General features: G+C 74.4%; 8 protein-coding genes. All 8 read right to left on the bottom strand.

Going from position 1 to position 23,079, the window contains the following annotated elements; all coding sequences use genetic code 11:
- Positions 1-5: 5 nt before the first annotated feature.
- The gene (locus VF632_RS09385; protein ID WP_331022617.1) at positions 6-6,491 is read right to left on the bottom strand and encodes an eCIS core domain-containing protein; all 6,486 of its coding nucleotides are present in this window, start codon (positions 6,489-6,491) and stop codon (positions 6-8) included.
- A gap of 102 nt (positions 6,492-6,593) precedes the next feature.
- The gene (locus tag VF632_RS09380) at positions 6,594-7,148 is read right to left on the bottom strand and encodes a hypothetical protein (RefSeq protein ID WP_331022616.1); all 555 of its coding nucleotides are present in this window, start codon (positions 7,146-7,148) and stop codon (positions 6,594-6,596) included.
- An 18-nt stretch (positions 7,149-7,166) separates the two neighbouring features.
- Complete coding sequence (locus VF632_RS09375) at positions 7,167-11,459, bottom strand: eCIS core domain-containing protein (RefSeq protein ID WP_331022615.1); 4,293 nt, start codon at positions 11,457-11,459, stop codon at positions 7,167-7,169.
- Positions 11,460-11,678: 219 nt separating this feature from the next.
- Positions 11,679-13,796, bottom strand: a complete 2,118-nt coding sequence (locus VF632_RS09370) for an ATP-binding protein (protein WP_331022614.1) — start codon at positions 13,794-13,796, stop codon at positions 11,679-11,681.
- 2 nt (positions 13,797-13,798) lie between these two features.
- A complete protein-coding gene (locus VF632_RS09365) occupies positions 13,799-15,760 on the bottom strand; it encodes a hypothetical protein (protein ID WP_331022613.1) in 1,962 nt (653 codons plus the stop codon).
- On the bottom strand, positions 15,757-17,280 hold the full coding sequence (locus tag VF632_RS09360) for a hypothetical protein (protein WP_331022612.1): 1,524 nt from the start codon (positions 17,278-17,280) through the stop codon (positions 15,757-15,759). Before VF632_RS09360 ends, VF632_RS09365 begins: the two co-directional genes overlap by 4 nt.
- A gap of 13 nt (positions 17,281-17,293) precedes the next feature.
- On the bottom strand, positions 17,294-20,047 hold the full coding sequence (locus VF632_RS09355) for a hypothetical protein (protein ID WP_331022611.1): 2,754 nt from the start codon (positions 20,045-20,047) through the stop codon (positions 17,294-17,296).
- Positions 20,044-23,070: a phage tail protein gene (locus tag VF632_RS09350; protein ID WP_331022610.1), complete on the bottom strand. Its 3,027-nt coding sequence runs from the start codon at positions 23,068-23,070 to the stop codon at positions 20,044-20,046. Before VF632_RS09350 ends, VF632_RS09355 begins: the two co-directional genes overlap by 4 nt.
- Between the last annotated feature and the right edge of the window lie 9 nt (positions 23,071-23,079).

Genomic DNA, 23,079 nt, shown 5'->3' with positions numbered 1-23,079 from the left:
GCTCGTCAGGTGGGGTACTCGTTGCGTACGATGCGGGCAAGCTCGTCCTGCAGCTCCCGCCGGATGTAGGTGCGCAGGTCGCTTTCCGTGTTGAAGAGCGGCTTGGTGGTCTGCAGGCGCATCAGCACCGCGCGGACGATCGCATCGCGTTCGACGCGCAGGAAGCGCTCCATTTCGCCGGGGAGAGCCGTTGCCATGGCTCCCGAAAGCGGGGTTCCGTACCGGAAGTCCGCGCCGGGAATTTGCCTCCGGGCGATCTCGGCCGCCGTGCGCGGCGCGCCGGGGCGCTGGCCGGGGAGGGTGGCGCGCTCCATGGGATTGAGGTCGATGAGCGCCTGCTGCGGGGTGATGAGTCCTTCGCGCATGCCGTGCATGGTCGCGGCGCGGATCACCAGGTACCCTGGATCTCTCGCGCCCTCCACCGCGGCCAGCCTGGTAAGCGCGCCCGCCATGGGAGCCGCCTGCGCCCCGAACGGCACTCCGGGAGGCAGGATACCGCGCTGCTGGAAGGTGGTCAGCGCGACCGCGACCGCGGGACTGAGGCCCGACGGCGCGCCCCCGGACGGTGCCAGCGTAGGCACGCGAGTCAGGATGTCGGAATACGATCCGCCCCCGATGCTGGGGGACTGCACGCGGATGCTGCCCGCGGTGGTCCCCCTGCCCCGGAACTCGGTGAACGCGGAGCTGTGCATGCCCCCGCCGATGGTGTAGTGGCTGCGGAAACCGGGCGGGCGGTTCTGCAGGATGTCCAGGCTCTGCGCCGGGATGCTCGGCGGCAGGACCACGGGGGTGGCGGCGGTCGTCCCCCGCGCCCCGCCGGGGAACGACGCCTGCCGCTGGGCCTGGATCTGCCGGGCCATTTCGCGGGTGCCGGGCTGGCGCATGAGGTCGGTGGCGATCTCCCGCACCATCCGGTACACGCGCTGGCTTTCGCCTTCCATGACGCCGGTCACCACGTCGATCCCCAAGCTGTTGCCGGCCTCGACCGCGAGCGTGCCCCCGCCGCCCTTGAGGACGAGGCGGCGGATACGGTAGCTCGCGCGCCAGAGGGCGAGCTGCGCGCGCAGCCGCAGCTTCCACACGCGGCGGGAGAGCAGCGAGTTGATCTGGGGGCGGAGCACGCTCACCGCGTGGTCCAGCCGCTCGCGGTTGTGGCGCTCGCGCGCGTGCCGCCGCTGCGCCGCGTTCTGCCGTCCTCCGCGGCGGCGGCCGAACCGGGCGCGAAGGCGGCTGATCCCGCGCCGGACGCGCCGCATGCCGCGCCGGACGGCCCGCCCCACGCGCTGCATCACCCGCCGCAGGCGCGCCATGATGCGCTGCGCGATGGCCCGGATGCGCCCGCCCACGCCGCGCGCCGGGCGAATCAGCCGGCGCAGCAGCCAGTTGGCGGTGAAGTCGATCACCACCACCGCCGCCGCGGCGAGCGCCGAGGCGAACTGCGGCCCGGCGCTGCCCGTCTTGACCGCGCGCAGGAAGGCGAAGAAGAGCCCGAACGCGGTGATCACGCGGCTGACGGTGCCCCACGCCGCCTGCAGCCCCTCGACGATGGCCATTACCGCCGCGGCGGCCGGGACGATCATGGCCACCAGCTTTTCGAGCAGAATGGTGACCAGGGCGGCGGGAATGGCCGCTTTCAGCGCCTGGAACGCCATCCGCCCCACCTGCGCCAGGCTGATGCCGCCGCGCCGCAGCACGCCCCAGATGGCGGTGCCCAGCCCCAGCACCTCTTCGAGCTTGGAGTTGAACCATCCCTTGACGGCTTCCTTGAAGGCGCGCCACAGGTGGTTGCGGATGCCGTCGACGATGGCCGCGCCCAGGTTGCTGATCCACTGCCCCGGCCCGGCGGCGATGTCGCGGATCAGCGCCGCGAAGGCGGCCAGCCCCGCTACGGCGTTCCTGGCGAAGTCCAGCGCGGCGTTTACGGCCCGGTTCACGGCGTCTACCGCCGCGAGGAACCCGCGCTCCAGCGCGGCCAGCGCACGGTTCAGGGCCGCGCCCAAGGCATCCAGGGCGGCCTGCGCGCGCCGCTTGAGGCGCTCGGCCATGCGGTTGACGGCGGCCTCGGCGGCGGCGACGCGCTCGCGGATGGCGCGGCGGAAGCGGTCGCGCAGGGCGGGGAACCCGGCCAGCACCCGGTCGCCTATGGCGATCAGCAGGGCGCCGACGCCCCGGATCACGGATACGATGGCCTGGCGGGCGGTCTCGATCACGGCCATGGCGGCCCGCTTGGCCCGGTCGATCAGGCCGCGCACCGCCGACCGCGCGCGCTCGAACCCTTCCTGGATCCTGCGCTTGACCCCGTCGAAGAAGGCCCTGGCCCGGCTCCGCAGCCAGCCGAACACGCCGCCCGACTCGGCTTCCTGCTCGCCCCGGCGCTGCTCGCCCGCCGCCTGCGCCTGGGCGTCGCGGCGAACGGTGGCGGCTTCGGCCGCGCCGGATTCCAGGTGGCCGCGGGCCTGGCTGTCGGCCGAGGTGCGCTGTGCCTGGATGTCGGCTTCGCCGCGCCCGGCCACGCCGTCGGCCTCGGTGCGGGCGCTTTCGGAAAGCGTCTGCTGCTCGGTGCTCCACTGCTCGCGCTGGGCCTGCACCTCGCGACGGGCCGTGGCCCGCTCGGCCGTCTGCTCGGCGGCGCTTTCCTGCTCCAGCCGGGCTACCTCGCGGCTGGAGGCGGCGCGCTCCTCCGTGGCACGTGCGGCGTGGTCCTGCCGCTGCGTGGCCATGGCGGTGCGCGCCTGCAGCGCGGCGTCGCGTACCTGGTCGCCGCGCTCCTGCTGGGCGATGATGGCGACGGCGGGGTCGTCCGCCCCGCCTGCCGCGCCCGCCGCTCCCCCTTCGCCCGCGGCGCCACCGGCGGGCACCTGCGCGCGCAGCGTTTCGGGCGGTACGGTGGGATAGATCTCGTCCTCGCCCATGGGCTGGGCCAGGTCGCGCTGGCCGTCGGCCCGGGCCTGGACCATGCCGGCCTGCAGCTCGGCGCGCTGCTCGCGTGCCCGGGCGGGGTCGGCGTTGCCTTCCAGCGCCACCCGGGGCGGCGCGCCGGCGTCCACCTCCAGCCCCGGGTCGGTGGTGGGCAGGCGGCGGAGCGAGGCGGCCACGTCGGCCGGCTCCTCGGGCGTAGCCACGCGCTGCGTGGGCGAAGGCGGCGGCGCGGGAAGCGGCTCCGGCGCGGGCGTCTGCACGGGAGTGCCTTCCGGCGCGCGTGCCACCTGCCGGGGGGCGCCCTCGGCGGGGGGCGGCGCGGCGTCGGCGGCGCCGGGCGCGCCGCGGGTGGCGGGCGCGCCGCTGGGGCGCTGCAGCTCGGGCGGCGCCGCGGCCAGGGCCTGGCGCTGCTGGCCCACGCTGCCGGTGGCGGCGGCGGACACCTGGCCCAGCGCACCCGCCATCTGTGCCGGCGGCAGGCTGCTGACGGCCGCCAGGGCGGACTCTGGATCATTCTGCGGTACGGACGGCACCGTCGGCTCGGGCGGCTCGGGAACGGCGCCTCCGCCGCCTCCCCCGCCGCCAGCGTACTCGGCGCCGCCGCCCGACTCGCCGATGGAGCCGAGCCCGGCGTCACGTTCGGCCGGGGGCAGCTCCTCGCTGACCGGCGCAGGTGCGGGCTCGGCCCCGGCATCCGCTTCGGGCGCCGCCGCTTCCGCCGGTGCGGCGGCTCCGGGCTCCGTGTCCGCCGCGGGGGCGGGCGCCGCTTCCACCGGGGTGTCGGCGGCGGCTTCTGGCGCCTCGGTGTCCGCTTCCGCGGGAGCGGCTTCGGCTTCGCCCGCACTGTCCGCGGCTCCGCCCAGCGACGGCGCCGCGGGGGCCTCACCCCCGGATTCCGCTGCCTCTTCGTCGGCGCTGGCTTCGGCCGCACGATCGCTTTCCGGCTGGGCGGCGGCCATGCGCGCGGCGGTTTCGTCGCCGCTGGCCGCTTCGTCCTGCCCTTCCGGTCCTCCCGGGGCCGCCGTGTCGGGCGCGGCTCCGCCGCCTTCGGCACCGGCGGGCGCGGGTCCCGCCGCGGGTCCCGCGGCCGTGGCCGTGGCCGGGCCGGCGGGTCCACCCTCGAGCGCGGTGGCGCCGCCGGGCCCGGCCGCGCCGGCCGTGCGCTGCGCATCGGCGGCTCCGGCCGCGGCCTGGGCGGCGGTTTCCGGTGCGTCGGAGGTCTTGTCGGCGGGTGAGGCCGGCGCGGCTTCACCGGCGGCCGGTGCGCCTTCCGCACCCGGAACCACCGCGCCCGCGCCTGGCGCACCCGGCGCGCCCGCCACGGCTCCCGCGACGTCCGGGGCTGCGGCGCCGGGCAATGCTGCCGCCAGTGCGTCGGCCGGGCCCATGCCCGGGCCGGCAGCGCCCGCCAGCGCTCCCGCGGGCCCCGCTGCGGGAGCCTGGCCAGGCGCGGGCGTGGCCCCCACGGGAATGCCGGGACGGCGCCCCCCGAGGGTGAACGGAATCGGAAGCGCCCGCACTCCGGGAGGCGGGCCGGTGCGCGCCGCGCCGGGAGCTGGCGTGGGCGTCGTGGGCGTCGTAGCCGCGGCCGGTCCTGGTGTGGCCGCGGCCGAGGTGGGAGCCGTCCCGGGCGTGGTCACGGCAGCCGCGCCCTGAGTCGGTGCGGCCGTAGCCGGATCCGTTGCGGGCCTGGTGCCGGCAGTTGCGCCGGGCGCGGTGGCCGGCATCGTCGCGGCAGCCGCCAAGGGCGCTCCGGATACGGTGGAGGCTACGGGTGCGGCGGCGTCCCCGGATGGCGCCGGCGAGGCCGCACGGGGGGCCGGTGCCGGTCCGGCTGACGTGGTGGATGGAACGGGACCCGCGCCCGGCCGTGCTTCCGTTGCACCTGGAGCCGCCGTCCGGCCTCGGAGGCGGGGGGAGAGCATCCCCCGGAGACGATCCAGGATGCCGCGGCGCGGGGTGGGGGTGGCGGACCGCGGGACGGTGAGCGCCGTGGAGTCCGCAGCGTCCGCGGCTGGCGTGGCGACGTCGCGAGTGGGTGAGCCGGGTGCGGGGACGTCCCCGATGCCCGTGTCACGAGCGGTGGAGGCGGGAGCAGCGGCGACCCGACGTTCCGCCTGAGCGGGCGCGCGCGGAGTGCCGGGAGTCTCGTCGGATGATGGCGCGACGGGTGCTGCGGGCCCTGTTGCAGGGGAGGCCGTTGGCGCTGCACCCGCCGAGGCGGCTTCGGGCTCGCCGAGGCGCCGCGGCTCTTCGCGGCGCGGGGCCCCAGGCCCGGTGGATACTTCCCGCTGCGCGGCCCGAGCCGTGGCGCGGGGGCTTCCGCGCTCCTCCTGCTCCTCCTGCTCTTCCTCCTCTTCCCGCCTGCGCCGCTCGTCTTCGGCTTCCTGGTCCGCTACCTCCGCGGCGGGCGCGACCGGTGCGCGGCGGACGACGCCGTCCTGCTGCACGACGTGAGTCGCCTCGTGCGCCATCAGCCGCGTGTCGGACGGGCTTTCGCCGCGGCCCAGCCAGATGTCCTTGCCGTGGGTGAACGCCCGTGCGCGGAGCTGCTGCGTCGCCTGCTCGGCCGCGGGGCCGGTGTGCACGCGTACGTCGCGCAGGTCTACGCCGATGCCGGATTCCAGGGTGCCGCGCGTCGCGCGCGGCAGCGGCGACCCGGGCCCGCGTGTGGCGATGGCCGTACCCGCGGCGTCGCGCATGGCGGGAGATCCGCCCGCGAGGCCGCCTGGTGCTCCCTTGGCCTGCACGGGACCGGGCTCTCCCTCGGATTTCTTTTCGTCTTCGGGAGCTCGCTGGACGACGCCATCGATCGGCTTCGTCTGCACGGTAGACGGTGCATCGTCAGGCTTCTTTTCATCGTCTACCCCTTGGCCGAGAGCTCCGTCCGCCGGCTTGGTCTGAACGGGCGCGGGCTCGTCGTCGGGCTTCTTCTCATCTTCCGAAGCGCGCTGGACGACGCCATCCAACGCTTTCGTCTGGACCGGCGCGGCACCGTCCTCACGCTTCTCATCCTCCGAAGCACGCTGCACGACGCCATCCACCGGCTTCGTCTGGACGGGAGCGGGCGCCTCGTCGGGCTTGTCCTCGTCTTCGGCACGCTGGACGACGCCGTCGACCGGCTTCGTCAGCACCGGCGCGGGCGCATCGTCCCGCTTTTCGTCGTCCCCGGGTTCCGCCTGGCGCTGGACGACGCCGGGGCCGCCGCCGTCGGGGCGCTTTTCGTCGTCGTGATCGGTGCGGTCGCCGGGCGACTTGCGCTGCACCGGCGGGGCGAGCGCGGCGGCGGTGACACGGGAGATGTTGAGCGGCGCGGCGACGGTGCTGCGAGCGGCTACGCGGTCGGCCACGGCGTCGGCCTCGCGCTCGTACGCGTCGTCCGCGCGGCCGATGACGGGCTTGCGCTGCACGGGAAGGCCCAGCGAGAACGGCGCGGCCACGCTGGCCGCGGCCCACGCGGGCGCGGCCGGCTCCGCCGCCGGCGCCGTCGTCTGCGGCGCGGGCGCGTGGGGCGCGGGGGACGCGCCATCCGGCTGCTTCGCCGGGCGGCGGGCCTTCGCCGTATCGGTCACCGGAACGCAGCTCCGCTCATCGTCTCCACGTCAGATCCCGCGTCCGCGCGGCGTTCGCCCCGCGGCCATCGATTCACCTTCGTCCCACGCCCCGTCGGCATCTCAGCCCACCCGCTCGCGGCCGGGCGGGGTGGCCAGCTCCGCGAGGTCCGCCAGGGACGCGTCGGGGGCACGCTGGCCCAGGTCGTGGCGCATGGCGCGGATCAGCTCCGCCAGTTCGTCGCGCGCCTCGCCGCCGGACGCTTCGGCGCGCCGCAGCCGGGCGTACGCGCCCAGCACGGCCGGGCTGGCGTTCAGCAGGAGCAGCGGCTGCGGCGGCGCGGAATCGTCGGCCGGCACCACGGCCCCGCGCACCGCGAACACGCCCTCCACCGCGCCTGAGCGGGACTGCAGGACGGCCTCGTAGGCGGCGGCGCGCGAGGCCCGCCGCTGCGTCTTTTCGTCACGCCGGGCGACGGCATACAGGCCGCCCGCGACGATCCACGCCGCCAGCAGCAGCGCGAGCGCGGCGGTGGCGACGATCACCGTCGCCTGGCGGTCGACTCCGTCGAACACCCCGGCACCCAGGCGCAGGGCGGCGTAGACGGCGTACGCCAGCGCCACAATCAGGGCGAGGCCCAGGAAGGCGGAGAGGGTCTGGTTTGTTCGCGTGCTCATCGTTCTCCCCGGTGCCCGTTATCCCATGCGCCAGATGATCTGCACGTCCACGTTCCCCTTCTTGAGCTGCGCGATCTCGCGTTCGAGGTGCGCTTTTGCCTCGGGCGAGGGTGGCTTCGACGCGCGGATGTTGTAGATGATCGGCACGTTCGGGTACCGGGTGGCCAGGGCGAAGACGGTGGCCGCCACCTGTACGCGCTTGTGCGCCGGCGCCCCCGGGCTCGCGTCGCGGCCACCCTCGGGAATGCGGAAGGCCGCGTCGAGGGTGACTTCGAACACCTCCAGCTGGGGCAGTCCGTTGGGGGAAAACAGCACCCAGTCCGGACGCCGGTACATGTCGTCGGAATTCCGCCCGCCTCCCAGGTTGGCCTTTGGGTCGTGGGCCAGTACCGGGGCCGGGGGAAGCCGGGTGGTGGTGTTCGTCAGCCCCGGCATGTTGTCCCTCTTCGAAGCTCCCGAGGGCGTATACGCCTGCGGGTGCGGCAGTCCCTGGTCGTCCGCCAGCGCAACGCCAACCTCCTGCTCGAACACCCTGGGTGCGCTCTTGTGCATCGAGTCGGCGCTCAGTCCCGGCGAGATCGCGGGCATGGCGCCGATGGCGCTGCGCGAGTGCGGCGGCGGCGCGCTGAGCACCGAGACGTAGATGATGTCGCCCGCCGCCTCGGCCTTGCCCACGCCCGTGGGCACGTTGCCGCCGGGGCTGGCTTCCCAGTGGTAGCTCCACTTGTCCCCGCCATCCACCACCTCGAGCTTCTTGAAGATGGGGTGCTGCGCCTTTACGGTGGCCGCCACCTGCTCGGCCTCCTTGCGCGAGATGTTGTCGTCCTTCACCAGCTTGGCCTCGGTGGCGCGCACCGCGGCCAGCCCCACCTCCACCTTGGCGTCGTGCTCGGGGTCCGCCGTCTCGTCCTTCTTGTCGTCCTCCTTCTTCCCCTTGCCGCCGAACAGGCCGCCCACCGCCTTCACCAGCTTCACCGCCTGGTGGATCACCCAGTCGATGGCGGAGTTGATCGGCGCCTGGATCTTCTGGATGATGGCCTTGATGCGGTCGCCCAGGTCGCCCAGCCCCAGCAGGCTGGCCAGGAAGCCGATGGCCACGGGGACGGCCTTGGCCAGGGCCGCCTCGACCTTGGCCGCCATCCCGCCGATGGCGCCGTTGGCGATGGCCTCCATGCTGTCGAGCACGGCGTTCACCAGCGACATGATCTGCGAGCCGCGGTTCACGAAGAACATCACGATGTCGTAGATGGCCTTGGCCGCCTTGACGAAGGCCGAGGCCGGGTTCATCAGCCCGATGATCCAGGTGATTCCCGCGGTGATCACCTTTTCGATCACGAAGCTCTTGATCCCCTCGATCACCGTGGTCTTCAGGTCGGCCAGCTTGTCCTGGATCCACTTCCACAAGCCGGCAGGGCCCTCGGTGATCAGCACCTTGAAGATCTCGGCCACCTGCTCCAGCCGGGCCACCACCGCTTCGCCCAGGATGCCGACGGCGCGGGCGCGGATGTTGGCGTAGGTGAGCCCCAGCACCTGCAGCACGAGGCTGAGGATTCCCTTGAGGTCGAACGACGCGGGCATGGTGATGCCGGCCTGGGCCAGCGCGCCGAACAGCCACTCCATCAGCCCCTTCTGCAGGTGCGTGCCGATGTTGCCCATGAAGGCCGACAGCCCCGCGTTGACCCCCGCCACCAGGTTGCCCACGAAGCCGATGGGGTCCTGGATGATCTTGTCGATCACGCCGGCCGCGCGGGCCAGCACCCCCATCAGCATGTTCTTGAGGTTGATGATCGTGTCGATCACCCCCTGCACCGCTTCCTTCGCCTTCGTGACCAGCCCCTTGTTGGCCTCCTTCATCTCGTTGATGCGCGCGTCGACCTTCTGCAGGTTGTCGACGTACTTCTGCGCCAGCGAGTCGATGAGCTGGTCGCGCTTCTGGTCCACCGTCTGCCGCAGCGCGTCGAACTTCTCCTGGATCCTGTCCGCGGCCTGGTCGCCCACGCCGCGCAGGTCGGCGGGAAGGCTGTCGACGTACTCGCGCACCTCCTGCAGCCCGGCGGTGATGATGGCCTGCGCCTGCGCCAGGCCGGTCTCCACCGCGACGGACACCTCGTCGATCACGGCGTCCATGCTGGCGATGTAGCGGTTGCGGCCCTCCACGTAGAACACGTTGACTTCGTCGGGCAGGTCCAGGAACTGGTCCTTGATCCACAGCAGCGACCCGCCGGGCATCAGCAGGTAGCGGCGGATCTTGTAGTCCGTCATCCGGTCGTCGACGTACGCCTCGAAGTCCTTGCGCGCCGCCTCGGCGCCGCGGTCGAAGATCGTGCCGACTTCGGTGTCCAGCGCGGTGAGCCGCGCCTCGGCCTTTTCCTTCGTGCGCGCGTAGATCTCTTCGACGTGTTGCGAGACCTCGGCGCGCTTCCTTTCGTCGTCGGTGCGCGTGTCCTGCTGTGCGCCCACCACCTGGCCCAGCTGGTCCTGCCGGGTGGCGTGCATGCCGGCGGTCTGCGCCGCGGCGGCGTCGCGGGCCTGCGCCTGGGCGCCGTCCAGGATGGCGCCCTCCTGGGCGCGGTAGGCCGCGGGCGCGGCCTCGGCGTGGGCCTTGGCCTCGTTCTTGGCCCCCAGGGCCCCCTGGAACTCGGGCTCGTTTGATTTCTCCAGCTGTTCGTCGGTAACGCCGGCACTGGACATCTGCTCGTCGAGCCCGCGGCTTTCCGCCTGCAGCGAAACCTCGGACTCGGCCCTGGGCTTGGGCGCGGCCTGCTCGGCGGCCAGCGGCGGGGGCGGGGCGCCGGCCTCGGTGGGCGGAAGCGGCTGCACCACCTTGGGCGTGGCCACGCTGGTGTCGGGCGCTTCTTCCGTCGCCTGCTTGACGGGGCCCTGCGCCGCGTCGCCGCTTTCCTTTACCTGCCCGGTGACGGCGCCCTTGATGGACGCGGCCTTGTTCTGCGACTTGAACTCGTCGGCGTCCTTCTGGGTGCTGGGGGTGATCTGGGCCACCTTGGCCAGGAGCGCCGCCTTGAACCCCGCGCGGTCGAACGGACGCGGCTCCTGCGCGGCCATCTTGCCCACCTGCGCGGCCTTGGCCTGGCTGGCCACCTCGTTGGGCGGTCCCGACGCGGCGGCCTGCGCCTCGGCGGCCTTCTTTCGCGCGGCGCTGTTGTGCCCCTGCCGTTGGGCCGCGGTGCGCGTGCGCCCCAGCACCCGGCGGAACGCCGGGTCGTCGGTGGGCGCGCGCGGGGCCTGCTGGCCCTTTTCCGCCGCGCCGGCTGCGGCACCGGCGGTAGCCGGGTCCGCGTCGCCCTTCTCCGCGGCCGGTGCGGCCCCGGCTTCGGCGGCTCCGTCCGGCGCCTTTTCCCGCGCTTCCAGCTCCGCCACCTCGCGCTCGTCGCGGGCGGCGGATTCCACCGCCGCGGGAGGCACCTCTACCGCGCCGAGCGCCGCCGCTACGGCGGACGCCGTCTGCTCGGCCGCGGCGGCCGGACGGTCCGCGGCGGGAGTGCCGGCCGGCGCCGCGGGCGGGGCGGCGGCACCCGCGGCGGCCACGGACGTGCCGGACGCGGCTACGGGGGTGCGCTTCCGGGGGTCCGTCTCCACGTCCTCCCGGGGCGGCGCGGGCGCCGCCGCCTTGCGCTGGACGACCGGACTCACCGCGCCCTGCGCCGCCGGCTGGGCGGCCGCCCCCTGCTGCACGACGTGCGTGGCCTCGTGCGCGACCAGCCGCGCGTCCGCCGGGTTCTCGCCGCGGCCCAGCCAGATGTCGCTGCCGTGCGCGAACGCGCGCGCGCCCAGCGCGCCGGTGGCGCGCCGGGCCTCCGCGTCCGTGTGCACGCGCACGTGGCCCAGGTCCACCCCGAGCCGCGCTTCGATCAGCGCGCGGACGCCGGGAACCAGGGGCGCGCCGGGCCCGCGGCGGGCGATGGCGCGCGCCGCCGCATCCTCCATCTCCGGATCGCCGCGCTTTCGTCCCGCGGGGGCCGTGGCGCGCTGGACGACGCCGTTCGCCCGGGGCGGGGCGGCCTCCACGGCCGGATCGTCGTGGTCCGTGCGGTCGCCCGCGGTGGCGCGCTGCACCAGGGCCGTGGGAATGGACGAGCGCGAGCGCTCCTTCACCTCGCCGCGGTGCGTGGGGTCGCCGGCCGTGGCGCGCTGCACGGGGCGGAGGGCGCCGGGAGTGAGGGGGGTGATGCGGGGTGGCGAGGCGGCGGGGCCGCCCGCCACCTGGTCGGCAACGCGGTCGGCCTCGCGCTCGTACGGGTCGTCCGCCGCGCCGATGACGGGCTTCAGCTGGATTCCGGCCGGCCGCGCCATTCCGAACGGCGGCGCGGGCGACGAGGCCCACGCCGGGGCCGCCGGCCCGTCTCCCCCGAACGGCAGGGTCGACGACGCCCAGGGAGAAGTCCCCTCCGCATCCGCCCGGGCCGGAACCGCCGAACGCCGCGACGCCCGCGGTGAGGCCGGGGTCGGCTTCGCGGCGGGCGCGTGCGTCAGGGTCCTGGGTGCGCGGGGGGCGCTCATGCCGGCCGCGGCTCAGTGGATGGCGCCGAGGAACGCCGCCATGGCTCCGCCACGGTCGGCCGGCTCGCCGCGCAGGCGGGGGAAGCTTGCACCGGCCTTGCGGTACTCGGCCTCGATGGCGGCCCGCAGGTCCGCCTCGCGCAGCCGGCCGTCCGGGCGGCCCAGGGCCAGCAGCCCGGCGTGCACCGCGGCGTTGCGGATCTGCCCGCCCGCCAGCTCGTAGCGCGCGGCGGCGTCCTCCACCGCCTCGTAGGGCACCAGGTGGTCCGGCGGCAGGTGAAGGTGCCACAGGTGCACCCGCTCCTCCACGTCGGGAACGTGAAAGCTGACCACCGCGTCCATCCGCCGCTGAAAGGCGCTGTCGATGGACCCCGGCGCGTTGGTGGTGACGATCAGGATGCCGCTGTAGGTGTCCAGCCGCTGGAGCAGGTAGTTGGTTTCCAGGTTGGCCCAGCGGTCGTTGGCCGACTTCACCTCCGTGCGCTTGCCCATCAGCGAGTCGCCCTCGTCCAGCAGCAGCACCACGTCCAGGTCCTCGGCCCGGGCCAGCACGCGGCTGAGGTTCTTTTCCGTCTCGCCGATGTACTTGTTGACGATGCTCGCCAGGTCCACGCGGTACACGTCCAGTCCCAGCGCCGACGCCAGCACCCGCGCCGCCAGCGTCTTTCCCGTGCCGCTGGGGCCCTGGAACAGCGCGCGTACGCCGCGGTTCAGCCCGCCGGGAAACCCGTCCGACAGCGCCTCCAGCAGCCGCTCGCGGTGGCGGCAGCGGCGCTCCAGGTGGCCCAGCTCGTCCAGGGTGGATGCGTGGAGAACCAGCCGGTCCCACCCCCCGCCGTCGCCCAGGCGCTGGGCCAGGGTGTCCAGCTGCTGGCGGTTGATGGCCCGCGCCGCCGCCCGCACGTCGTCGGGGGTCACGGCGGGGCGCCGGTCCAGCGCCGCGTAGCCGCGGGCCAGCTCGGCGGTGCGGCGGATGTAGCGCCCGCCCAGGGTCAGCGAGCGGGCCAGGTGCTCGCGCTGCGCGCCGCCGGCCAGCGGAAGGGCCCGCTCCCAGTGCAGCAGCCGCAGCGCGGGCGCGTCGGGCGGCAGGTTCAGGGTCAGCGCGTTTTCGGCGGCCGTGCCTCCCACGCCGCCGTCGTGCCCCGCGACGACGCCCAGCGGGCCGGTGTAGCCGCGCCACTCGGGGGTCTCGAAGGTTTCGCCCGGCCCCAGGTCCGGCGCAAAGACGGGTACCGCGTGGGTCAGCGTGGCCAGCGGCCCCAGCACGCGGCTGACGTCGGCGCCGGCGCCGGCCTCGGGGCGCGCCTCCAGAATGCCGCGGCCCAGCGCGCCGGCCACGGCGCCCAGCACCTCCAGCCGCTCGCTTCCCGGCAGCCCGCGCACCACGACCACGCGCGCCTCGCCCGCCGCCAGCAGCGCCGTCAATTCCACCAGGCGGGCGCGCACCTCGCCGTCCAGCACCATCCCGGCGAGCGGCATGAACGAGCCCGCGGGATAGTGGCGCACACCGGGGAGCGGCTCGGCCGGCGTTTCGCCGCGCAGCGCCGTCCACAGCGCGGCCGGCACCCTCATCTGCCACGCGGCGCGCGGGGCGTCGGGGTTGGCGATCTCCACCAGCCCGGCCTCCAGCAGCGGCCGGCAGAGCGTCCATCCATCCCCCGACAGCCCGGGCCGGGTGATCCGCACCACCTCGTGCACCAGCGCCACCGCGGGGCGGCGGCCGCCTCCGGGTGCCTGCGCGGCCTCGAACACGTCGCCGAAGCGGGCGTCCTCCTCGATCAGCCCCGCCATCACCAGCGCCAGCACGTGCTCGTCGCCGATGCCGCGCGCGGCGTCGCGCAGGGCCAGCAGCGGAAGCCAGGCACCGTCCGCGGCGGCCTCCCACCCGGCGCGCAGGGCGCCCACGCCCGCCACCGCCTGGTCCCACGGCGCGTCCGGGTCCAGGTGCGGCGCCAGCTCGGCAAGGTATCCCTCCAGGAAGGGATGCTCGGCCAGCGGCGCGGCGGGGTCCTGGCCCGACGCGGCGGCGCGGGCGGAGGCGTACGCCACCACGCCCAGCACGGCCTCGTAGAACACCAGCCCCAGGTGGCCGCGGGCGTCGTGCGGAACGGAGGCGAAGGGCTCGCTCACGGTCAGGCGAAGTAGAAGGTGACCACGCGCGCCAGCTCCGGCACCCAGCCGGGGTTGGCGTCCAGACCGGCAAGGCGGATGGGGAGCGTCACCTGGTCCACGCCCATGTGCACGTCCACGTGCGTGCGGGTGGCGTCGACGGTGCCCTCGCGGCGGAACAGCGCCGATTCCAGCCCCTCGTCGGGGTCCAACCCGGCCGCCCGCAGCGCCGCGCCGATCCGCGCGCGCAGCACCGGCGTAACGAGGTCCAGGAACCGGCGCAGCTCCGCCGATCCCTCCATCCCCAGCAGGGGCGAGGACTTCGGCGAGGGCGGCGCTCCGCCGAACAGCTCGATCCACGCGTCGGGAAGCCGGGCGATGGACACCGGCGGAAAGCCGGTGCCGGGAAGCTCCTCCGGCTCGCGCCCGTCCACTTCGGCCAGGAGGCGCCAGAGCGGGTCGTCCGCCACCCCCGCCGCGTCCGGCCCCAGCAGCGCGCGGGCGGCCAGCTCCACCCATCCCCATCCGCCCACCACCGGCGCCACGCCGAAGTGCTCGTCCAGCAGGCGAAAGAAGTCCATCGACCGCAGCACGTTCACCAGGAAGAACACGCCGCACGCGCCGCTGGCCACGCGTGCCTCGTCCACCGGCGGCGAGAAGACGCGGACCTCCCACGGTTCCGCCTCCTCGGCCGGGAGCCGCGCCTCGTTCTTCGCGGGTGGTGTCGCGGAGCTGACCACTTTGACCACTATCTCGGCAGGCGCCCGCTCCGTCCCATCCTCCGCTTGGTCCGCTTCGTCCAACGGATGAGACGGTTTCGGCAGCTGGGGGTCGGTGGATGCGCGGGCCTCCATCCACACCTCGCGCTCCTTCTCGGCGGCCGCGGTGGATGGAGGAGGGTCGATGGCGTGCGGATCGGCTCCGTGCATCGGATCGTCCGCATCCGTCCCACGCCGCGCGGCCTCCGGTCTGGACGCGGACTCCGGCTCCGCCAACGGCGTCGATCGGGGGATCGGTGCACGCGGGGTCGTGAGGTCCGCCCCGGTTCCGGCGGCTGCGTCGGAGTCCGATCGGCGATCCGCAGGCGTGTGGAGCGGGGCGGCGGCCTGGGCGCGCCAGCGGACGAAGCGGGCGACGAAGGGCGTGCCGCGAGCCACGAGCGGCGCGCGGTGCAGCACCAGCCCGAGGCCGACGAGGGCCTCCTGCTCCGGCGCCAACCCGCGCGGCACGGCGTCGGCCGGCAGGAGGCCCGCCCAGGGCGCCGCGGTGGGGGACGGGACCCCCCGTGGACGCCCCAGCGGCGTGGCGGCGCGGGCGGGCAGCCCATCGGCGCGACCAGAGCCGGACGTGAAGGCGGACGGCGTCACCCGATCGCCGCCGGGCTCCGCGGACGGCGAACGGGCGACATCGGAAACCAGCGTCAGGCGGGGCGCGGCGAGGAGCGACGGCGCTTCGAACGCCAGGGCGACGGCGGCGAGAATGCGCGCGGCCTCCGCGGGCGGGAGCGCGGCGGCGACGCGGCCGGCGTCGTCGGTGCCGGCCAGGTGCTCCAGCGCGGCGGGAACGTGACGGGCCTCGCGCGCCCACAGCGCGGTGAGCGCCGCGACGGGAGCGCCGGGCAGCTCCTTCATCAGCGCCTTCCACCACCATTTGCCCACGTCGCCCGCGCAGGCGTCGCGCGCGAAGGAGGCGATCATCTCCGCCGTATCGGCGAAGAAAACGGCGTTCGCGCCGGCCGGTACCGGGCCGCGTCCGGGCCGGGCGGCGCTCCGCCAACGGTCGGCCAGGGCCGCGCGGACGGCTCGCTCCCACTCGGCGGGGGCGCGCACCTCGCCTGGCCGCGGCGCGATGCGGCCCGGAAGGGGATCGGAGAGGGAGCGCACCACGAGCACCGCGGCGGGCGGCAGGCCGGCCGGCTCCAGCGTGGCGGCCTGCAGCAGCCGCTGCACGCGAAGGCGCATCCCCGCCGGCGCCGCGGTGCTCACGTCGTCTGCTGGAACTGCTGCGGCGGCAGCCAGCGGCGCGTGCGGAACATCAGGTAGGGCGCCTCCTGCCCCTGCTCGCCGAAGCGGTAGTAGCGCAGCACCGGCGTGCCGGAAAGCAGCGACGGCACGTCCTGCAGCGCCTTGCCGACCAGCGGCGTCACCCAGTCGGCGGGAACCGTGTGGCCCCACGGATCGTCGCCCCCGATCCCCTGGAAAAACGTGTACGGCTCGAATCCCACGGTTCCGCCGCCGGTTCCGCGGGGCCCCGTGCCGATGATCGGCCCACCGCCCCCGCCGATGATCGGGGGCCCGGTGCCCGTGCCCTCGATCATCATCCCGTTCGCCATCGGCGCCAGCTCCAGGTGGGTGGCCTCCATCACCCTGATCCGCTCCCGCTCGCCACCCGTCTGCACGGGGAGAATGCCCACGGGCGGCAGGTACACGAACCACTCGCTGGCCACCACCGTCCGCGGCGCCGCCACGGCGTTGTCGCCAAAGAACATGGAGGCGTGGTCGCGGAACTGGAGGAACATGGCCGCGGATTCCGCGCGGGGCAGGGCGCCCGTCGCCATGCCGAACACCGTCTGCTCGCCCAGCGGGCTGGGCACGCGGCGCACCGACCACATGTCCACGAACTCCAGCTGCCGGCGGCTCACGAACAGCACCGCCAGCGGCACGTCGCACGTCGACAGCTGCCCGGCCTGGCGCAGCGCGTCGATGGGCGTCAGCGGACCGGGGCTGGCGCCGGCCACCGCCAGCGCGGCGATGCGCACGTCGTGGCGGCCCCACCCCATGCACCAGTAGGCCATGGCGTTGCGCAGCTTGCTGAGCCCCCTGGCCAGCCGCGGCGTAAGACCGGGGTCGGTGGTGTCGTTGCGCCGCGCCCTTTCGACGTCGTTGTTCACCGCCGTCAGCAGCGTGGAAAGCGTGCCCGACAGCGGCACCTGGGGGGTGGGCGAGGGCAGGGGAAGGGGCACCAGGGAGAACGATGCGCCCTCCTGGGTGAAGCGGCTGCCGCACGCGGCGCCGACCCCGTCCGAGGCGTAGTCCACCGCCGCCGCACGCTCCCGGCTGAACGCCGTCGCCGGCCGGGCGGAAAGAAGGTAGAACCCGGCGTTGGTCAGCGAGATCTCGGCGGTGGCCGTGGTGCAGGCGGCGAACAGGCCGGCGGCCGCGTCCTGCCCGGCGGTGCCGGGGGTCAGCCGCAGCTCCACCCGCTGCGGAAGCGCCACGGGGTCGCCGTCCAGGTTGAAGGCCAGCCCCGGCGTGATCGACACGGTGGGCCCCGACACCACCAGCGTATCGGCGCCGGATGCGGGCGCCGAGAGCGTCTGGGTGCCCACCGTGACCTCCATCCCGCGCACCACGCCTTCGCCCAGGGCGCCGGCCAGCCCGCGGTGCCGGCCGCGGAGCGCATCCTGTTCGCGCTTCAGGTCTTCGGCCGTGAGCACGCGGCCGTTGAAGAAGTGGGTGAGCCGCACCCCATCGTCCACCACCGGCTCGAGCAGCTCCGTCGTCATCGCTCAGCTCCGGTTACTTGATGGGAAAGCCGATTTCGCCGCTGGGATACCGGCTGACTTCCACGTGAAGGTCGCTCCTCTCGTTCGACGAGCCCAACCGGATCCATTCGAGCTGGTAGATTCCCGGCTTCGGCAGGACGAGCGCGGCGACCCCCCCGGCCACGGTGGCCTTGACGACGTACGACCACTTGTCGATGTCCAGCTCGGGGATGCCCAGCTGGAACAGGCGGTTGTCGCCGATGAACCCGGCGTCGAACAACTCCAGCCCGTTGTAGCGGTCGACCGCCGCAACCTCGCCGGTGGACTCGTCGATGACCTTTTCCAGGATGAAGTGCCCGGCCCCGATCACCTGGTACTGGCCTGTCCCGAAGCCGGTGCCCGGGTCTGCCGCGTCCCACGACTTGCCGTTGAACACCAGCACCTGGCCCGGGTCGGTGCCCGGGGCCACCGGCTGGTTGTTGATGCCGGTTACCGTCGGGCTGGGGTACAGGCCGGTCAGGTCGCCGCCCGCCGCGCCACCCGGTCCGCCGCCTCCGGCCGGTGTGCGCGCCACCCAGCTTCCGCGGCCGTTCACGAGCTGCCAGGTGAGCACCTCGCCGTCCTTGGTGGGCGTGGCGGCGTAGGCGTGCCCCTTGAAGCTCCTGACCTTGGTCGCGGGATAGGTGTTGTCGAGGTCGCTGTCCGTGGCGTATTCCAGGGTTCCGGCCACCCATTGGCCGGTGGGCAAGGCCGGCGAGGTCTGGAACTTCAGGAACTGCCCGTTGGCCGCGGTGGCCGGCACGGGCTTTCCCTGCATGCGCTCCACCTTCAGGGCGCCGTACGGCCCGGTGACGTCGCCCGCCGCGGGTCCCAGCACCGCCTGCGGAGTGTTGGGCGCCCACTCTACGCCGTTGTACGCCAGCACCTGGTTGGTGATGGTGGGCTGGGTGGCCGAGACGCCCTTTCCCTGCAGCCCGACGACCTTTACCGCGTCGTACCGGCCCTCGACGTCGCTGGGGTGCGAGAACCGCAGCTCCGTGGGCGTCCACTCCGGCGACCCGGGCGGCGACCCCGACCGGCGCCACTGCAGGAAGTCCAGCTCCACCGGGTCGGTGGCCGACACCCGCTTTCCCTGCAGCCCCCGGACGAGGTTGTGCGGGTAGACGCCCGACAGGTCCTTGGTTCCCGCCGGGAGCGCGCGCGGCATCCACGTGGTGCCGTTGGAGTACAGGTACTGGTCGTTCTGCGGCGTGGTGGGCGCCACCGGGAACTTCTGGATCTTGGCGACGATGGGCAGCAGGTACTCGCCCGCCAGGTCGCCCCCCTCGAGCTTGTTGTAGACGGTGTACGCCGGCAGCGTCCACACGTCGCGGTCCAGGTACTCGCCGCTTCCCTCGCGCAGGTCGTCGGCGACGGAGCGCGGGGGCGAGCCGGCAAGCATCACCTCTTTGGCGTTGAACCTCACCTCCACCACGTCGCCGTCGTTCATGTCGTGGGGATCTTCGGCCAGGTTCGGCGCGGGAACGCGCGCCACGACCTTGCTGGGCACCGGCTCGGGAAAGACGATGTCCCACACGTTGCGGATGCCCGCGGGGATCACGTTGGCCACCTCGCGCGGCACCTCGTTCACCCGCACCTCCACGGCGCCGGGCGAAAGCGCCAGCTGCCGTTCGTGGTGCACCCACGCGCGGATGCGGTGCGGCCCCAGCACCTGCAGGGTGGCGAACGAGTCCACGTCGGGCCGCCGCTCCACGCTGTTGGCCAGCAGCCACTCCTGCAGCAGCCGGGTGTGGAGCAGGTAGGGGCGCGTGTCTTCGCGGACGCGGATGGGGGGCGACTCTTCGGAGGCGTGGGCCAGCCTCCCCCCCGGGGCTACGCGAAGGTCCACCTCGGCCAGCAGCACGCAGCATTCGCCGCCGGCGTCGCCGCAGGTGTTGGGGTTCTCTTCGCCCCGGATCACCGGGCGCACCTCGGTAACCCACACGCCGAAGGCCTCGCGCAGGATCTCGCGCGCCTCGCCGGCGGGGAGCAGGATGGGGCTGTTGTCCAGCGCGGGGGGGCTGGCGATCCCATCCTCGCCGATGGCGCGGGGCAGGGCGCGCACCGCGGCCAGCAGCTCGGCCCTGCCGCCCACGGCCACCAGGGTGTCGGTGGTCTCCACCCGGCCGAGCAGCTGCCCGAAGGCCCGCACGGCCCGCTCCTCCGCCTGCGAGGTGCGGTACACCGTCAGCCCGGTGGACTCCGGCCCGGGAGGCGAGCCCACCGGCGGCACGCCCCAGGGCGCGTCGTCGCGCACCGCCAGCTTCAGCTCGAAGCCGTCGCGGATGCGCGAGGGCTGCATGGCGTCGTCCTGGCTGCGGCAGGGCTCGCCGGGAACGGGAACGGTGTCGGTGGGGCACTCGCGGTGGCACAGGATCACCGCCAGCGGAAGCGTGGTGCCCCCGGCTCCGAACAGGTGCTCCAGCGACTTCTGGTGCACGCTCAGCCAGCGGTCGAGCTTCACGCACATCAGGTCCGTGATGCAGATCTCACGGCCGCACGGGTCCACGGCCATCCCCGGCTCCACCTGGATCTCGGGCTCGGCGCCGCCGGGAACGGCGTTCACCCGCAGCCCCCACACGGTGCCGTAGCCGTGGAGCAGCCGGTTGTGCCCGCGCCGGCCGGCGGCGTGGTACAGCTGGTCCTGCTGAAACTCGTCGACGCCCAGGACCAGGCCCAGCGTGTAGTTCACGCGCTTGGAGGCGTCGGTGCGAAGGGGCCCGGCGGCGGGCGATGCCTGTGAGATCATGTCCACCTCTGAAAGTTTCCTCGCGACTGCGGGGAGGCGCCCGCCGGGTCCCGCCCGACGACCCGCCGCCCGCGAACGTTCCATGGCTCCGTCCACCCCAGGTGCGACCCGGCCAGCTCGCCGGCGGCCAGCACCAGCGAGGTGAACCGGCTTCCCTGGCCCAGCAGCGTGTCGGTGCCCAGCCGGGCCTCGCCCACGCGAAAGGCGGCCCAGTACAGGCGCGTGCTCACGATGGTGTGAGCGGGCTTTTCCAGCAGGGCAATGCGGTGTGCCAGCTCCAGCCGCCCGCGCTGCGCCTCCTGCCCGTCGCCCGGCGCCACCGGCACCAGCACCGAAAAGCGGTGCGCGCCGCGGCGCATGGGCACCACGACCGAGACGAACGTCGTCCAGTCGCCCAGCGCCGCCGTGTTGTCCGGCAGCTCGGCCGGGTAGCCCACCTCGTCCCACGACGCGTAGCCCTGGCCGGCCCCGCGCCCCCACGCGCGGGCCAGGTCGCCCGGCTGGCGGTAGCGGCGCGCCAGGAAGTCGCGCCACAGCGCCAGGTCGGCCCCGCCATCGGGGACGGCCCAGGTAAAGCCCAGCCCCTCGCGCAGAAAGCGCGTCCAGTCGGCGGCCTTGGCCGCGTTGCGCGGCGTGGTGGGCGGAAGCTTCAGCCGCGTGTCGTCCAGCGACTCGTAGTCGGGATCTTCCGGCGCCGCGGCGGCGAGCGTCACCTCGAACGCGGCGCCCAGCACCGCCCTCACCTTGGCGGTCTTCGCGGCGAGCGCGACGCCGCCGTCGTCGTCGGACTCCAGCCCCCACGCCTCCTTCAGCGCGTCCACGTCGGCGTAGCGGCCGGCCAGCCACTCCCGCCAGCGCGCGTGAAGCGGCTCGGGCCCCTGCGCGGGCGTCCATTGGAGCGCGGTGGTCGTCGTTCCCGGGCCGGACAGTCCGCCCACGTCGCCGTAAGCCACGCCGGGGGCGTCGCGGGTAAGGAACTGCTCCACCACCCGCACCGTGAACCGCCGTTCCGGCCCGTCGCCGCCCTTCTCCGAATCGCCGCCGCCGCCGCACCCGCATCCGCATCCTCCCGCGGACGGGGTTGCCGGAGCCGCGGCCGCGGCGTCGCCCGCATCGTCGAACAGGTGCGGGTCCACGCACTCGTCCAGCGCCAGCCGCAGGGCGCGGATCATCCCCTCGCGGGTGCCCCGGCCGGCGAACATCTCCGTGGCGTGGGCCAGGAAGAAGCGCTTCTTCTCCTCGCTCCACGCGGCGTCGACGGCGGCGCCCATCCATCCCGCCAGCCACTCCAGGAACTCCGGCGGCACGGTGCGCGTGTCGAACAGCACCTGGGCGGCGGCGATCCGCTCTTCCACGCCGGTGAAGGTGCCTTCGACGTTGGCCAGGTAGCGGTCCAGGAACCACGCGGACCCCGCATCCTCGCGGTACACGGCGGGCAGGTACTCGCGCAGGTAGGAGAAGCGGGGATAGTAGGCGCGAAGGCCCCGCAGCCGGGGGGTGATGCGCCCGTTCCCCGTCAGCGTCACCCGCAGCTGCAGGTAGCGCCCGACCGCGTTCTGAAAGAGCAGCTCCCAGGTGCCCGCCTGTCCCTGCGGACCCGGGGGATAGGTGGACCGGTAGGGAAGCTCGGGCCCGGCGGCGCGCAGGTAGGGGGCGGGCTCGCGGCTCCACTCCATGGACGCCAGCTCCGCCCGCGTCTCGGCCGCGCGGCTTTCCACCGTCACCGACGACTCCGGGGGAATGCAGCCGTCCAGGAACAGCCGGTGCCACACGCACCCCGGCTCGCGCCCGTCGAAGGCGGCTGCCTCGCCGTCCTCCGCGGGGAGGGCGGGGAAGACCAGCTTCGCCCCGCGGCCGAAGGTGGGACGCGGATACTCCAGCAGCGACACCCAGCGCGTTCCGCTGTCGTAGTGGGCCTCGCCCCCGGCCACCACCAGCGCGCGGCCGCCGTGGCGGCGCATGGGAAAGAAGCGCGGGTCGAACTCCAGCCACGGCTCGTCCGCGGGGCCGGCGATGGTGAAGGCGAAGGCCTGGTTGCCGTCGGGCGAGGTGAGCAGCACCTGCCCCGACACCGCCTCGCGCGAGCACCCCGCCGCGGGGACGAAGGCGAACTCGTGCGCGTACGGCATCTCGTGGATCACCTCGGGATGCGCGTACAGCAGCGGGGCCAGGGGATGCACCGACGTTTCCCCGCGCTGCAGGGTGAAGCGGTGGATCACCGGCGCCGTGCCGTCGCGCCCCAGGACCAGCGCGCTTCCGTCGCACAGCACCTCGACGGCGATGGGGTCCAGCACCGAAGCGATGGAAAGCGAAGCCTGCAGGCGCAGCGGGCCCTCGCGCGGCTCCCGCCGGGGCCGCTCCCCGCCGTCTTCGGGGGGGAGCGCCGGGGCGAAGTCCGGCTCGTCCGCCACGTCGGGCGAGGGATGCACCTGGCGGACGCGGAACAGCCGGTCCAGCGACCAGAGCCGGGCGTTGTCGCGGTCCAGCACCCACACGCCGCCGTCCGGCGCCGCGGCGATGTCCCAGGGCGCAAAGGGCACCCCGGCGGGCCAGCGCAGCGCCAGCGGCTCGCCTCCCGCGGCCAGGTCGAACACCAGCAGCCCGTTCTGGTCCGGCGTGCCCGCCACCAGGTAGTGCTCGCCCGTCACCGCCAGCCCATGGATGCGCGCGGGGGGCCGCGGCGGCGGGGGCGCGGCGGGGGCGAAGTCGCTCCCCGGCGCCGGCGCGCACGAGGGCTCCGGGTGCGGCCAGAACGCGGTGGGCTCGGCGTCGTGGCGGCCGCGGCTGGCGATGCCGCGCCCGTCGTCCGACACCCAGTACCAGTTGCCGTGGCGGTCGCGCCCGGCGCCGCGGCGGTCTTCCAGCCGGGGCGGGCTCTCGGCCCGGCGCGGGGGAAAGACGAAGGGAAGCCGCTCCAGCCCCACGCTGGCGGTGGCGTCGTCCCACTCCGCGCCGGCCACCGGTCGGGGAAGCCAGTCGCCGCGCCCCAGGAGCAGGTGAAAGCGGGTGCCGTTGACGTCCACGCGCGCCTC

This window comes from Longimicrobium sp. (assembly GCF_036388275.1).
Classification (GTDB): domain Bacteria; phylum Gemmatimonadota; class Gemmatimonadetes; order Longimicrobiales; family Longimicrobiaceae; genus Longimicrobium.
The sequence above is the reverse complement of the archived record's forward strand: the minus strand, read 5'-3'. Positions and strand labels throughout refer to the sequence as shown.

Excerpts from the sequence above, each read along its gene's own strand:
- VF632_RS09380 (WP_331022616.1), bottom strand. The coding sequence starts at position 7,148 with ATGAGCACGCGAACAAACCAGACCCTCTCCGCCTTCCTGGGCCTCGCC.
- VF632_RS09375 (WP_331022615.1), bottom strand. The coding sequence starts at position 11,459 with ATGGCGCGGCCGGCCGGAATCCAGCTGAAGCCCGTCATCGGCGCGGCG.
- VF632_RS09360 (WP_331022612.1), bottom strand. The coding sequence starts at position 17,280 with ATGACGACGGAGCTGCTCGAGCCGGTGGTGGACGATGGGGTGCGGCTC.
- VF632_RS09355 (WP_331022611.1), bottom strand. The coding sequence starts at position 20,047 with ATGATCTCACAGGCATCGCCCGCCGCCGGGCCCCTTCGCACCGACGCC.